Annotated in this window: 10 protein-coding genes; 5 read left to right on the forward strand and 5 right to left on the reverse strand. The window is 67.2% G+C overall.

Annotated elements, in window-relative coordinates; translation table 11 throughout:
• The first annotated feature begins 10 nt into the window (after positions 1 to 10).
• From AC1DRO_RS04350 to AC1DRO_RS04360, 3 genes are read left to right on the forward strand one after another with little or no spacing between them, the layout of a single operon-like run.
• A complete protein-coding gene (locus AC1DRO_RS04350; RefSeq protein ID WP_476949958.1) occupies positions 11 to 2,689 on the forward strand; it encodes a DUF4118 domain-containing protein in 2,679 nt (892 codons plus the stop codon).
• On the forward strand, positions 2,686 to 3,360 hold the full coding sequence (locus AC1DRO_RS04355) for a response regulator (RefSeq protein ID WP_476949959.1): 675 nt from the start codon (positions 2,686 to 2,688) through the stop codon (positions 3,358 to 3,360). Before AC1DRO_RS04350 ends, AC1DRO_RS04355 begins: the two co-directional genes overlap by 4 nt.
• A 40-nt stretch (positions 3,361 to 3,400) precedes the next feature.
• A complete protein-coding gene (locus AC1DRO_RS04360; RefSeq protein ID WP_476949960.1) occupies positions 3,401 to 5,248 on the forward strand; it encodes a sensor domain-containing diguanylate cyclase in 1,848 nt (615 codons plus the stop codon).
• 14 nt (positions 5,249 to 5,262) lie between these two features.
• Here the strand turns inward: AC1DRO_RS04360 and AC1DRO_RS04365 are convergent, their stop codons facing one another.
• Positions 5,263 to 6,396, reverse strand: a complete 1,134-nt coding sequence (locus AC1DRO_RS04365; RefSeq protein ID WP_476949961.1) for an acyl-CoA dehydrogenase family protein — start codon at positions 6,394 to 6,396, stop codon at positions 5,263 to 5,265.
• A gap of 381 nt (positions 6,397 to 6,777) precedes the next feature.
• On the opposite strand from AC1DRO_RS04365, the gene AC1DRO_RS04370 reads away from it, so the two are divergent.
• Positions 6,778 to 8,523 (forward strand): AMP-binding protein, encoded by a 1,746-nt coding sequence (locus tag AC1DRO_RS04370; protein WP_459383688.1) that lies wholly within the window; start codon positions 6,778 to 6,780, stop codon positions 8,521 to 8,523.
• A gap of 2 nt (positions 8,524 to 8,525) precedes the next feature.
• Positions 8,526 to 9,032 carry a MarR family winged helix-turn-helix transcriptional regulator gene (locus AC1DRO_RS04375; RefSeq protein WP_028277447.1) on the forward strand — a complete coding sequence of 169 codons (507 nt, stop codon included), beginning with the start codon at positions 8,526 to 8,528 and terminating at the stop codon, positions 9,030 to 9,032.
• A gap of 656 nt (positions 9,033 to 9,688) precedes the next feature.
• On the opposite strand, the gene AC1DRO_RS04380 is transcribed toward AC1DRO_RS04375, so the two are convergent.
• From AC1DRO_RS04380 to AC1DRO_RS04395, 4 genes are all read right to left on the reverse strand, one after another.
• Positions 9,689 to 9,856, reverse strand: coding sequence for a hypothetical protein (locus AC1DRO_RS04380; RefSeq protein WP_476943359.1), 168 nt, complete (start codon positions 9,854 to 9,856; stop codon positions 9,689 to 9,691).
• A 1,029-nt stretch (positions 9,857 to 10,885) separates the two neighbouring features.
• A complete protein-coding gene (locus AC1DRO_RS04385; RefSeq protein WP_476949962.1) occupies positions 10,886 to 11,740 on the reverse strand; it encodes an anti-sigma factor in 855 nt (284 codons plus the stop codon).
• On the reverse strand, positions 11,727 to 12,299 hold the full coding sequence (locus AC1DRO_RS04390) for an RNA polymerase sigma factor (RefSeq protein ID WP_243181409.1): 573 nt from the start codon (positions 12,297 to 12,299) through the stop codon (positions 11,727 to 11,729). The genes AC1DRO_RS04385 and AC1DRO_RS04390 overlap by 14 nt, the downstream gene beginning before the upstream one ends.
• 183 nt (positions 12,300 to 12,482) lie before the next feature.
• Positions 12,483 to 13,199: a DUF4397 domain-containing protein gene (locus tag AC1DRO_RS04395; protein ID WP_243181408.1), complete on the reverse strand. Its 717-nt coding sequence runs from the start codon at positions 13,197 to 13,199 to the stop codon at positions 12,483 to 12,485.
• Positions 13,200 to 13,887: the final 688 nt, after the last annotated feature.

The following is a 13,887-nucleotide window of genomic DNA, read 5'->3' on the forward strand; positions in this document are numbered from 1 at the left end:
GAATGACGGCATGGCACGTGGAACGCTGCGGATCTTCCTGGGCGCCGCGCCGGGTGTGGGCAAGACCTACGAGATGCTCGAAGAAGCCCACCGGCTCGGCAAGCGCGGCGAGGACGTCGTCGTCGCGTTCGCCATGGACCACGGCCGCAGCGAGACGCGGGCGCTGCTGGAGGGACTCGAAGTCATCCCGCCCAGGAGGCTGCCCTACCGGGACACGGAGTTTGAGGAGATGGACCTTGACGCGGTCCTGGCCCGGGCGCCAGGGACCGCGGTTGTGGACGAATACGCCCATTCCAATGTCCCGGGTAGCCGGAATCCCAAGCGTTGGCAGGACGTTGCCGTGCTCCTCGACGCCGGCATCAATGTTCTCTCCACGGTCAACATCCAGCATCTGGCGTCCTTGGGGGACGTCGTCAGCGCCATCACCGACGTCCGCCAGGCGGAGACGGTGCCCGACGACGTTGTCCGCCGAGCGGATCAGATCCACCTCGTGGACATCTCCCCCGAGCTGCTCCGCCAGCGCCTGGGCGACGGCAAGATCTACGCGGCCGACAAGATCGACGCGGCCCTCTCGAACTACTTCCGGCTGGGCAACCTCACGGCGCTGCGCGAACTTGCCTTGCTGTGGCTGGCCGACCGGGTGGACGAGGGCCTCGCCAAGTACCGGGCCGAACAGGGCATCGATGAAAGCTGGCCAGCCCGGGAGCGGATCGTCGTCGGGCTGACCGGCGGCCCGGAAGGGGAAGTCCTGATCCGCCGGGGGGCCCGCATCCTCAACCGGGTCAACGGCGGGGACCTGCTGGCGGTCCACGTCCGTGCCGCTGACGGCGTTGCCGGCGAATCCCCCCAGGCGCTTGAGGCCCAGCGCCACCTCATCCTGGACCTGGGCGGCAGCTACCACATCGTGACCGGGGAGGATCCGGCCGCCGCCCTGCTGGACTTCGCCCGCAGCGTCAACGCGACCCAAATCGTCGTTGGCATCTCCCGGCACAAGAAGATCGCCGGGCTGATCGGAAACCTCCTCGGCGGCGGAGTAGGCACCCGGGTAGTCCGCGATTCAGGCGACATCGATGTCCATATGGTCTCCCACCCCCTCGGCGGCCGCGGAACCCGCCCGTCACGGCAGCGCGACTTGGGCCGGGTCCGGGTCGCCGTCGGGTTCGGCTTTGCGGTGCTGCTCCCGGTGGTCCTGCAACTCTTGCTGTCGCTCCTGAACCCGGAGCGGAACGTGGCCGCGGCCATGCTGGTCCAGCTCACCGGTTCAGTGGCGGTGGCGCTGATCGGCGGATTGTGGCCGGCCATCCTGGCCGCACTGTGGAGCAGCCTTCTGGTGAACTACTTTTCAACCCCGCCGTTGGGCAACCTCACCATCAGCGATCCCCAGAACTTCCTGGCCCTGCTGGTGTTTGTGGGCGTCTCAGCCGCCGTTGCCGTTGTGGTCGACCTATCGGCCCGCCGCTCCAAAGAGGCCGCGCGGGCCCGCGCCGAAGCCACGACGCTCGGTGACCTGACGCGCAGTGCCGTCGGCTCGGATGACACGGTTCAGGCATTGCTGGAGCAAGCCCTGAGCGTCTTCCAGGTGCGCGGTGCTGCTGTTTTCAGCCTTGGCTACGGCCTCGCGGACGGCGACAGCGGCGCAGGACCAGACCGGCGATGGCAACTTCAGGCCGCCGTGGGAGAAATTCCGGCCCTGCCCGCCGGCGCGCCAGGGGACGATGCCACCGGCGACAACGTCGAAGAAATCGACGCTTCCACGCGCCTGGTGCTCTTCGGACGGATTCTGCCGGCCAGCGACCGACGTCTCCTCGGCGCGTTCGGTGTTCATCTGGCGGCCCAGCTGGAACGCCAACAGTTGGTGACCAGCCGGCGGGAGATGCTGCGATTGGCCGAAAGCAACACGATGCGGACCTCCATCCTCCGCGCAGTCTCCCACGACTTGCGCACCCCCTTGGCCGGGATCAAGCTTGCCGTCGGCGGGCTGCGCCACGACGACGTCCATTACACCAAGGAAGAGGAACACGAACTGCTGGCAACGATCGAGGAGTGTTCGGACCGGTTGGACGCGCTGGTGGGCAATCTGCTGGACATGTCCCGGATCACCTCGGATGCCGTCAATCCCCTGCTCAAACCCGTGCGGTGGTACGAGGTCATACCGGGTTCCCTGAGCGCCGTCCCCGCGGGCCGGGTGCGCGTGGACCTGCCTCCGAACATGCCGGAGGTCGACGCCGACCCCGGCATGCTGGAACGGGTGATTGCGAACATCGTCGAGAATGCCGTGAAATACGCTCCAGATTCGGACATCGTCCTTGTTGGGGCGGCTGGCGGCCTCAGCCCTGCGACTCTCGAGGGGCGCCCTGCCGGGGAGCTTCGGGTCATCGATCACGGCCGGGGAATCCCGGCGGAGAGCGTCCTGGAAATGTTCCGGCCCTTCCAGCGGCTCGACGACACCCCGCAAACCACCGGGATCGGGCTCGGGCTTGCGGTGGCGAAGGGGTTCACGGATGCCATGGGTGGCAGCCTGACCGCAGAAGCCACACCGGGCGGAGGGCTGACGATGATTATCCGGCTTCCGTTGTCCACGGGAACCCCATATGACGGGCACCGCGCCCAGGCCCCGTTCGAGCCCCGGTCGCTGGTGGCGCGCCGCGGTCATGCGTTGCCCCTTACGTCCGGACCGGACACCGCATGACGGCCGTCCTGGTCGTCGACGACGACCCGCACCTGTTGCGGGCCCTGCGCATTACCCTGCAGGCCCACGGCTACACCGTCACCACCGCCGTGGACGGGACCTCGGCGCTGCTGGCCGCCACCCAGAACCCGCTCTCACTCATCATCCTGGACCTCGGCCTGCCTGATATTGACGGGACCCGTGTCCTCAAGGAGCTGCGCGGGTTCAGCAGCGCGCCGGTCCTGGTGCTCTCCGCCAGGCACGGCTCCGAAGACAAAGTCGAGGCTCTCGACGCCGGCGCGGATGACTACATCACCAAACCGTTCGGCCTCGACGAGCTCCTGGCCCGGCTCCGGGCGCTGCTGCGCCGCAGCGTCGAACCGGAGCGCGAAGCAGTGGTCAGGACCGACGCCTTCACCGTGGACCTGGCCAAGCACCGGGTGACCAGGGACGACGCGGACGTCCGGCTGACCCCCACGGAATGGAAGATTCTGGAGGTTCTGGTCCGCAATCCGGAAATGCTCATCACCCAGCAGCAGCTGCTCTCCAGGGTCTGGGGTCCGGCCTACGCCAAGGAGACCAACTACCTCCGGGTATACATGGCGCAGCTGCGGCGCAAGCTGGAGCCGGATACCGCCAGCCCGCGCCACCTGCTCACCGAGGCCGGCATCGGCTACAGGTTCATGCCCTGATGGTTTTCCGATGCCGCCGCCGGCAATGGATACTAAGGCAATGACTAATCGCAGCCCACTCAACAGGGACGATGCCGGTCCGTCGCCACTGCCTGAGATCCCGGCGCAGCTGCGGGCCGTCCTGAACGGAATCCCGGCACTCGTCGGCTATTGGGACACGGGACTCCGCAACCGCCTGGCCAACGACGCCTACTGCGAGTGGTTCGGTTTCGCACCCCAGCAGCTTCACGGCATGCATGTCCGGGACGTGCTCGGCGAGACCGTCCTGGAGGCCAACCTGCCGCACATCGAGGGAGCGCTCGCCGGGAAACGGCAGCAGTTCGACCGGACCCTGGTGGATGCCGCGGGCCAGTCCCGCTTCACCGAGGTGACCTACACCCCCGATACCCAGGACGGCGCGGTGCAGGGCTTCTTCGTCCTGGTCACGGACATCACCGAGCGTGTGCTGGCCGACCGGCGCCGGCAACGGGACATGGACCGGTACCGCGCCCTGGCGCGGAGCGTTCCCGGTGTCTTCGTCCTCCTCTTCGACGCCGAGCTGCGCTACCTGATCGCCGAAGGCCAGGAGCTGGAGACCTTCGGCTACCGCAGGGAAGAGCTCGAAGGCCAGCGCATCCAGGATGTGCTCAAGGGCGATCTCGCCAGCGAGCTCGAGCCGCGCTACCGTGCGGCCCTCGCCGGCCGCGACGTGTCCTGGAGCCGGCAGATCGGCCACCGCACGTACCGGCTGAACGCCGGGCCGGTCTACTCCGACGACGAGGCCGCGGCCGGCATGGTGGTGGCGGTCGATATCACCGAGCGCCTGCAGCAACAAAAGGTTTGGGAGGCTTTGCACGAGATAGCCACCGAAGTTGCCCGCAACGCGGCCCCCGCAGCCATCTCTGAGCGGGTCGCCGCGATTGTCCGCGACCTGTTCAACGTCGATTCCGCCGCCGTCGTCCGTTTCACGGGCGCATCCTCGGCGGAAATCGTCGCCATGGCGCCGACGCTCCCGCCGACGCTGAGCCGGCGGCAGATCTTCGCCCCGACGGACGAGTCGGCCACTGTCCGGGTGGCCGTGACCGGCAAGCCGGCCCTGGTTCGCTACCGGGCGGAAGGTGGACAGGCAGCGGAGCAGATGCGCGCCGGCGGCTTCCAGTCCGCGGCGGCGGCGCCGATCCGGGTCCGCGGCAGCCTGTGGGGCGCCGTGAGCCTGACGTCGAAGTCGCGCACCGGGGTCACGGAGGCGATGATGGAGCGGCTGGCCCAGTTCGCGGAGCTCGTCGAGATCGCCATCGGCAACACGGAGGCCCGGACCGACCTCGAACAACAGGCCACTACCGATGCCCTCAGTGGCCTGCCCAACCGGCGGGCCCTGGAACGGCACCTCACCGAGCACGTTGCACAGGCCCGCAGCCGCGGGACAAGCCTGAGTGCCGTCGTCCTTGATATCGACCACTTCAAGAGGGTCAACGACACCCACGGCCACCTGACGGGCGACGTGGTCCTGGCGGAGGTCGCGGCCAGGCTCCGGACGGTCGCCCGCGCCGAGGAGATCGTGGCCCGGTTCGGCGGCGAGGAGTTCGTGTGGCTGCTCCCGGAGACGGACGGCGCCGAGGCCCTGCGCGCCGCCGAACGCGCCCGCAAGGCCATCGCGTCCGAACCGTTCGGGGAAGTAGGTTTCCTGACGATCTCCGCCGGAGTCTGCGAGCAAAGCGACGCCGCGGCCGGCTCGCTCCTGGACTGCGCGGACCGGGCCCTGTACGAGGCCAAGAACGGGGGCCGCAACCGCACGTCCCGCTACGGCCACGCCAGCCCGGCGGTTCAGCCTGCCCCGGCCGGGCGGGCGCGAGCCGGCCAGGCGCGGGACGGCGAGGCGCGGGACGGCACTGACACACTCGGAGCCTAGATCCCGCGGGGAGCCTAGACGAAAGCGGACTTTCCCGTCACGGCCCGCGCCACGATCAGTGAATTGATTTCGTAGCTGCCCTCATAGGTATAGAGAATTTCGGCGTCGCCGAAGAGCTTGCCCATCTCATAGTCGCTGCTGATGCCGTTGCCGCCCATGAGGGACCGTCCCATCGCCACCGAGGCACGCGCCAGCCGCGTGGTGGTCGCTTTGGCCATGGCGGCCTGGACCATCTCGAGCTTGCCCTCTTCCTGGATCCGCGCCAGCTGGGCCATCAGGGCCAGGGAGGCGGTCGCGTTGCCCAGGATCTCGGCGAGCTGCTGCTGGATGAGCTGAAAGCGGGCCAGTTCCTTGCCGAACTGGCGGCGCCGCAGCGAATACGCGCGCGCGACGTCGAACGCGGCCAGCTGGATGCCGGCACCCTGCCAGCCCACCCAGGCCCGCGAATCGCGCAGGAGCTCGTTGGCCTTGGAGAAGCTGGTGGCGCCGGGCAGCAGGTTGGCCGCCGGGATCCGGACCTCGTCGAGGACGATGTCCGCGTTCTGCATGATGCGCAGGCCGATCTTGTTGGCGATCTTCGTTGCGGTGTAGCCCGGACGGTCCGTCTCCACGATGAAGCCCTTGATGTGCTGGTCAGCGACGTCCCGGGCCCAAACGAGGGCGAAGTCCGCGATGGTGCCGGCGCCGATCCAACGCTTGGCGCCGTTGAGGACCCACTCGTCGCCGTCCAGCCGGGCGGTGGTTTCCAGGCCGCCGGCGATGTCCGAGCCGTGGTCCGGCTCCGTCAGGGCGAACGCCCCGAGCTGGGTGAACGCGGTGAGGCCAGGGAGCCAGCGCGCCTTCTGTTCCGCCGAGCCCAGCTCGTCGATCATGCCGACGATCAGCTCGTTGTGGATCCCGACGAGCGCCGAGAGGGACACGTCGGCGCGCGCCACCTCGACATACATGAGCCCCTTGAAGAGCTTGGACGTGCCGTCCGTCTGCAGCCCGCCCAAACCGTATTTGCCGAGTTCGGCGAGCAGCCCGAAGGGAAACTCCTCGCGGTTCCAGTAGTCGATTGATGCGGCCCGGATCCGGGACTGCAGGAATTCCCGGACCTCCTGGTAGCGGAGCTGTTCGTCCGGCGGCAACAGGTCAACGATGTACATGAGGTCGGCGTCGGGAAACGGCGGCTCCGCCGCGGCTTCGGGGGCGGCGCCCGCGGTAGCGGATTCGGCTGTCTCTGATCCCGCCGTGTCTGATCCCGCTGTGTTTTCGGTTCTATTTGATTCGGCTCTGTCTTCCGCTGTGTTTTCGGCTGGCGCCGACGGTCCGCTGGCACGTCCTTGTGGCTGCACGGGCACGTATCCCTTCGTCATGCAACGCCTGCGGAGCAGCGCCGCCCTTCCAAACCCTTGGATGTCCTAGTATATTGCACAGTGACGGGGATCACTAGGCAGGCACCGTGCCGGGCCGGTGGATCCCAGGCAACGGCGCCGTGCCACCGACCGCCCGGAACGGCAGCGCCAGAGGACTTCGAAAGGTGCACCATGACCGTGACTGAGGAATTCCGGGCCGCGCGAGACCGGCTGCTTGCCCTGCGCGGGGACTACGACGGCGCCCGCAACGAATTCCAGTGGCCCCGCTTTGAGGAGTTCAACTTCGCACTGGACTGGTTCGACCAGCTCGCCGCGGACCCGGCCAAGGCGGACAAGCCTGCGCTGGTGATCGTTGAACAGGACGGGTCCGCGACCCGGCGCAGCTTCGCTGACCTCTCCCGGCGCTCGTCCCAGGTGGCCAACTGGCTGCGCGGGGCAGGTGTGCGGCGCGGGGACCGGATGATCATCATGCTCGGCAACCAGGTGGAGCTCTGGGAACTGATGCTGGCCGGCATCAAGCTGGGGATCGTCATGATTCCCACCACCACACTGATGGGACCGGCCGACCTCCAGGACCGGGTGGAACGCGGCGGTGCGGCCTGGGCCGCCGTCGGCAGTGCCAACATCGCGAAGTTCGCCGACGTCGCCGGCCAGTACACGCTGATTGAAGTTGGCGCCAGCGCCGGGGACCCCGCTGCTGCCCAGGCCAATGCCCTGCAGTACTACGGGGCAGATGCTGCCGCGGCCGGTGCGGATTTCACCCCGGACGCCCCCACCCCGGCCGACGAGACGCTCCTGCTGTACTTCACCTCGGGCACCACGTCCAAGGCCAAACTCGTCGAACACACGCACACCTCCTACCCGGTGGGACATCTGTCCACGATGTTCTGGATCGGTATGGAACCGGGCGACGTGCACCTCAACGTGGCCTCGCCGGGCTGGGCCAAGCATGCCTGGTCCAATGTGTTCACCCCCTGGATCGCCGAGGCGTGCGTGTTCATTTATAACTACGAACGCTTCGACGCCAGGGCGCTCATGGAGCAGATGGACCGCGAATCCGTGACCAGCTTCTGCGCCCCGCCGACGGTCTGGCGGATGCTGATCCAGGCCGATCTCACACTGCTCAAGAATCCGCCCACCAAGGTGGTGTCCGCCGGCGAACCGCTCAACGCCGAGGTGATCGACCAGGTCCACCGCGCATGGGGGCAAACCATCCGGGACGGCTTCGGCCAAACCGAATCCACCGTGCAGATCGCGAACACGCCGGGCCAGCCGATCAAGATCGGCGCCATGGGCAAGCCGCTGCCCGGCTACGACGTCGTGCTTGTGGACCCCGCCACGGGTGAGGAGGCCGACGACGGCGAGCTCTGCCTGCGCCTCGACCCCCGCCCCGTGGGGCTCATGAAGGCGTACTACGGCGACCCGGACAAGACGGCGGAGGCTTTCCGTGACGGCTACTACCACACGGGGGACATGGCGAGCCGGGACGAGCGCGGCATCATCACGTATGTGGGCCGCGGCGACGACGTCTTCAAGTCCTCCGACTACCGGCTGTCCCCGTTCGAACTGGAGAGCGTGCTGATTGAGCACCCCGCAGTGGCGGAGGCCGCCGTCGTCCCCTCCCCTGACCCGCTCAAGCTGTCAGTGCCGAAGGCGTTTGTGGTCCTGGCCGCTGGCCACCAGCCGGGCCCCGAGCTGGCCGAAGACATCCTGCGGTACTGCCGGGAGCACCTGGCGCCGTTCAAAAGGATCCGCCGGCTGGAGTTTGCCGAGCTCCCCAAGACGATCTCTGGCAAGATCAGGCGCGTGGAGCTGCGGCACAGCGAGGAAGTGCGCCACGGCGGCGGGCCCGTCCCGGAAGGCCTCGGCATCGAGTACTCCGACTCCGATTTCCCCGGGCTCAAGGGGCAGGGCTGAACATGGGAACACCGCTGCCGCGAGATCCGATTGCCGACGCCCGGCTGAACTGGGAGCGCCACGGCTGGTCCGACGTCGCCGCCCCGATGGCCGCCATCACCGCCATCATGCGGACCCAGCAGATCCTGCTCGGCCGGATCGAGGCGGTGCTCAAGCCGTTCGGGCTCACGTTTGCCCGGTACGAGCTGCTCGCGTTGCTCAGCTTCGCCCGCAGCGGGGCGCTGCCCATGAACAAGGCGAGCGCGCTGCTGCAGGTCCATCCCACCTCCGTGACCAACGCTGTGGACCGGCTCCAGGAGGCCGGGCTGGTGATCCGCTCGCCGCACCCCACGGACGGCCGCACCACCCTGATCGAGCTCACCCCGGAAGGCCGCACCCTGGCCAAACGGGCGACGGCGGTGCTGAACTCCGAGGTCTTTGGCCAGTCCGGCTTCGCGGACCAGGACGTGGACCAGCTGATCCGGATCCTGGGCACATTCCGCCGGAACGCCGGTGATTTCAGCGGCTGACGCCCGGGTGCCGGGCGATCGGGAGCGTTCCTTCGGCGGTATTCCTTCTGCCTGCCCGGCGTCAGCTTGAGACGAACCGGCGTTCGAGGATCTGCCCGGGCCATTCCTTGACCTTGAACGTTTCGGTGCGCCGGTAGCCGGCGGATTCGTAGAAGCGGACCAGGTCGCCCTGGCCTCCCCCCTAGCAGTCAACCCGCAGGAGCGGCACACCCAAGCGCTTGGTCTCGTCATCCGCCAGCCAGGCGACAGCCTCGTCGAATAACGCCAGAACGGCATACGACTGGCCCCGCCATGAGGACTGTGACTCAGAGCGTGAGCACACTCTCGGGGTGTGGATCCACACCCAGCGGTACAAAAACCGCCGCAATGAACTGGACCCGGTGAAGGTCAAACTCCTGGACGCTGCCGCTCCCGGTTGGCAGGCCGGGAGGACCGGGGGCCGCCCGCCCCGGCGGTGACCTGGAAGGCCGCGCTTCCCGGGGGGCCAGCGGCCAGGACGTCACGCCGGCTAGTACCCTTAGAGTGGTTCTCCAGTCCCCCCAGCTTGGAGAACCGGGAGCCTCCGCGCTTGAGTCCCTGGATTCGCGCGGAGGCTTTCCTCATACTCCCGACCAAGACCGCGCTCAAAGTGCCATCAAGGGCCGGGCCGGCGCACGTCAGGCGGCCGGCACGGCGCCGCGGACTCCCGCGGCCGGCCGGCCGGGAAGCGGCGTGACCTTTTCCGGGCCCTGGTGTGAGATGAGTTGAGGACCGGCAGGTGCCTCGAGCACGGCGAGCGGGAGTTCGCGGTGGACCAGGTAATCGCACGCGGCCGGGCCGGTCATCCTCAGGCCCGGGCACCTGCGTCCACGGTATTCAATGTGGACATCGGCTGCGCGCAAACCTGCTCTGAACGCCCTGCCACTAACTGGTGCAAACCCTCCAAGCCCGCACCAGCTCAGATACAAGCCATACAGTTCCTCCACGCTGAGACCGCCGTCCGGATCCGGTGCGACGCACTCAGTGAGGAAATCTTCCAGTGGTGTCTTCGTCATCGTGGCCTCCTGCATCCTGGCGGCAAAGCCGCTCAAATGAAACAGCAACAGCATGAATGTGAAGCATGACCAACCCAGAAACACTAAAAAATCTAGAAGCACCAATCCCCACTGTCAACCAGATTTTCCGGAGCGAGCCAGGCCTGCCCGCACGGAGCCGTGGGGCAGTCCACAACCCTGAAGGAGAGCCGCAGCAAGGCCCGCAGGGGTTGTGCCCACTGGGGTCAGGTGGAGCCCTCCGCGCAGCTCAGGCTGTCCCCATTGGCGTGCAACCAGTTGATTGTCGGAGCCCTCCCCCATACTGAATCCAGCGGCTGAGAAGTATCGGTAATCCGTTGAGTAGCTTCTCAACGAATAGCCTCCGAATTCGCCCGGTTAGCGGTCCTCGGCGTCACCCAGAGCTGGTAGCGGACTACCTCCCGCCGGAAGATGAACCAGATCCCCGCCAACAGCAGCATCCCAACTCCAAGGTCCACACTGTTTCCCGTTCCCGTTGAATCGATCCCTGTCCCGGGTACCAATACGATGTATAGGCCAACGGAACCCAGGAGCGCGCACACTGCGAGACTTAGCTGCCGGTGCCGGGGACGCCAATTAGTGTGGCCCCACCGCAAGGAGGAGCGCTCCGCTAGAACCCGCCTGCCACAGCCAATGCCAAGAGCGATGCGCCGGACAGGACCAGCAGGGGTTCGTGCATGGAATCCTCTTCGAAGATACTGAGGCCAGACTACAAGTGGCCGACAACGGTTCTGAACGCTGGGACGGCGAGAAGCCCAGGGTAAAGATTCTTCCGGGGCGGACGGTCCGGCCCCCGCAGGGTCAGTTTTTCAGGTTGAGCTTTCCGCGGGCGATGCTGTCGGCGGAGTGGGCGGGATCCCCGTTGTACGGCTGATTGGAGATGTCGACGATGGGGTACTGGGCCAGGTCGATGCCGGCAGGGATGGTGAAGTTGCCGGATTCGTTGGCGAGGACGCCGAGGCTGACCATTTTGGTCAGGTCGGCGGAACCGACCCACACTCCCCGGAATCCGGTGATGTGGTCGTTGGAGAGCCGGATCATCAGTTGGCGGGTTCCATCCGGGAGTTGCTCCACCCGCGCGTCTCCGCTGCCGGTGTGCGCGGGCAGGGGGGACAGGGACGTTTGGGCGAGGACAATGGATGCTGGAGCCGTCTGGGTGGAGGAAGGGGACGGCGTGCCGGTGTGTCCGATGACTCCGGCGGCGACCCATCCGGCGGCCGTGCCGAGAATGATGCCGGCCGCGGCCGCCATCATCCAGAGTCCGGGACGGGCGGCCCGGTTTTTGGCGCTGGGCCGAATGGGAGCCGGTGCCGACGCTGTCTTGCTGCCATGGTTCAGGGGCGCTTGCGCCGTGGCCGGGTCGATGGCCGACCGCTCCGGAGGTGCACCGCGCGGTACGGAGTGCTGGCTCAGGGGATCCGTCGCCAGCGCCGGGGAGAGCCCGAGGGCCTGATGGATGGCGGTCCAGTTCTGGCTGCCGGGTTTTTCGAGTTCAACGCCTCCCGGGTCGAGGGTGGCAATGTGCACGGCGTGCCGCAGCCCTCGCAGGGTATCGCTGCACGTGGGGCAGCCGGCGAGGTGGGCGGCGTCGGCGTCTGTGCCTACGGGCTCGCCCAGGGCCAGCAGACTGAGAAGGTCCGCGTCAAGGTGTTCCATGTTCCACCTCCAGGCGGGTGCGCAAACGGGCGAGGCTGCGCCGGATGTGGCTTTTGACGGTGCCGAGCGGCAGGTTGAGGCGCGACGAGATTTGGTCGTGGGTCAGGTCTTCATAGAATGCCAGCCGCATTATTGCTTGCTGTGGGTCCCCTAATTTTTCCAGTTCTTCGTCCAGGGTTAGGCGGTCGGCGACCTCGTCGACGTCCCCCGCATCTGGCTGGGCGGCGGGGTCAACGACCAGGAGCGTGGCCGCTTGTTCGAGATGACGCTGGCGGGCGCGGGCGGACAACGCGTCGGAGATGGCATTGCGCGTGATCCCGATCAGCCAGGCTGGCAGCCGTGCCGCCTCAGGCCGGTAAGTGGTCCGTGATTTCCAAGCGCGGATGAAGACCTCCTGGGTGACGTCGTCGGCAGCGGCACGCTCTCCTAGGGATCTCAGCGCCAGCGTGTAGACCAGCGGACCAAACCGTCGGTATGCCTCCGCGAGGGCGCGTTCGTCGCCGCCGACAAATGCGCGATCGAGACCGGGGTCCCAGTCATGCGTTGCGGCAGCCTCCATCGGGCGCTCCTTTGAGCGATAAGCGGCCCTGTTGACCCACATTATGCCGCTCGCGCGGGAGCTCCGCCACGGTCGAATGGCGGCGGTGGTCCGGGACGTCATTTCGCACGCCTGCCGGTGGGGCCGCAGTCGAAGCGGTCCCACCGGGCAAGAGGACGTGATGGCGGCACGAGCCCTAGGAGCCTACTCGTCGTCGCACTCGTCTCCTTGCGAGGCGGAGTCCACAACCTGTACGGCGACTTTGAGGTTCTTGGCGGCGAGGCTGCCCCAGGCGTAGACGATAGTGTTTTTCCCCTCGGTGATCCGGACGTTGGCCGGGCCGATCAGCGGGGACGTGGTTCCGGCCGCTGCGACCGACGCGGAGACAGTACCGGCCTTAAGGGTGAGGGTCTTTTGATGCGGGTTGGTGAGTTCTTTGACGACGGCGGTCCTTCCGGCGAGGACGTCGACGGCCGGGGCGGCGGCAACGTGCCGGACGGTCAGCTTGCCCTTTCCATCCGGGCTGGTCGAGGTGTCATTGGTGAAAAGTGTGGCCGTCGGTTTGCCGTTGGCGGCCAGGTGCGCGACCGCGGTGTAGTCCTGGCCTGCTTCCAGGTCGACCGTGACGGGGCCAATGACGGGGTTGGCCGCGCTGGTGGCGTTCGCCCCGGTGATGGCAATCTTGTGGTCTCCATCGGGGACGTTCAACGGCCCGGCCACCTTCCCCGGCGTGAAGTTGTCCAGGGCGCGCTTGCCGTCGACCCAGACGTCCACGGTCAGGCCCGGGACGCCATGGAGGACGGACAGTTTCGCTGTGCCTTCGTCGTGGTGGTGCCAGGTGCCGGCCTGGGCGGGGGCAGCCAGGGTCAGTGCTGCCAGCAGCGTCATCGCTCCGGCGGCTGCAGTAAGTGTCTTGCGCATTTCCAACTCCTCATAAGGTGCCCGCATGGGGGCGGTGGTTGTGCTTACACCCTTACTACCGGCCAAAGCCCGTACCCGGATGCACCCGCATGGAAGTTTTTTAACGGACCGGCTGCCTGGCGCAGGGGCATGGTTCCGCGGTCCACAGCGTAACCGGGCTGATTTACCACGCGGGGGCACCCTGCCCACGTCCGCTTCTACGATCGGACCTTGCATCGCACGCGGCGCGGAGGGTGCGGGCCGTCAGGACGGGGGAATTTGGGTGGAGGAGGCGGTGCCAGCGGTGTTCTAGTTGCTTGATGCGACGAAATCCGGGCCAGTTGGGGCCGGTTTGATCAGCTAGCCGATGCCGCGCAGGGTGTGGAACGTGGGGGGCCGGCGGCGTTGGTCTTCCGCCGGAGATAGGAGATGTAGAGCTCGACGTTGTTGCCGCGCCGGTCGGGGTTTTCAGGGCCAGACGTGGTTCACGATTTCGGCCTTGCGCACGACGTTCCCGGGTATTCCATCAGCAGCTCCTTCTCCCCCACCATGTTCTTTTGCCTGCTGGCGGAGCATCGCGGAGCTGTGCCCGACGGAGCCCGCGCAACCCGAAGGGCAAGCACCTGATGGATTGCGGGGAGGAAATAAGCGCAGCGCCGACCACAACGCATCCGGTGCGCGGTCGTCCGCAGGACGGTTGCGCCCGTGT

Source organism: Arthrobacter sp. P4_F11 (genome assembly GCF_056401395.1).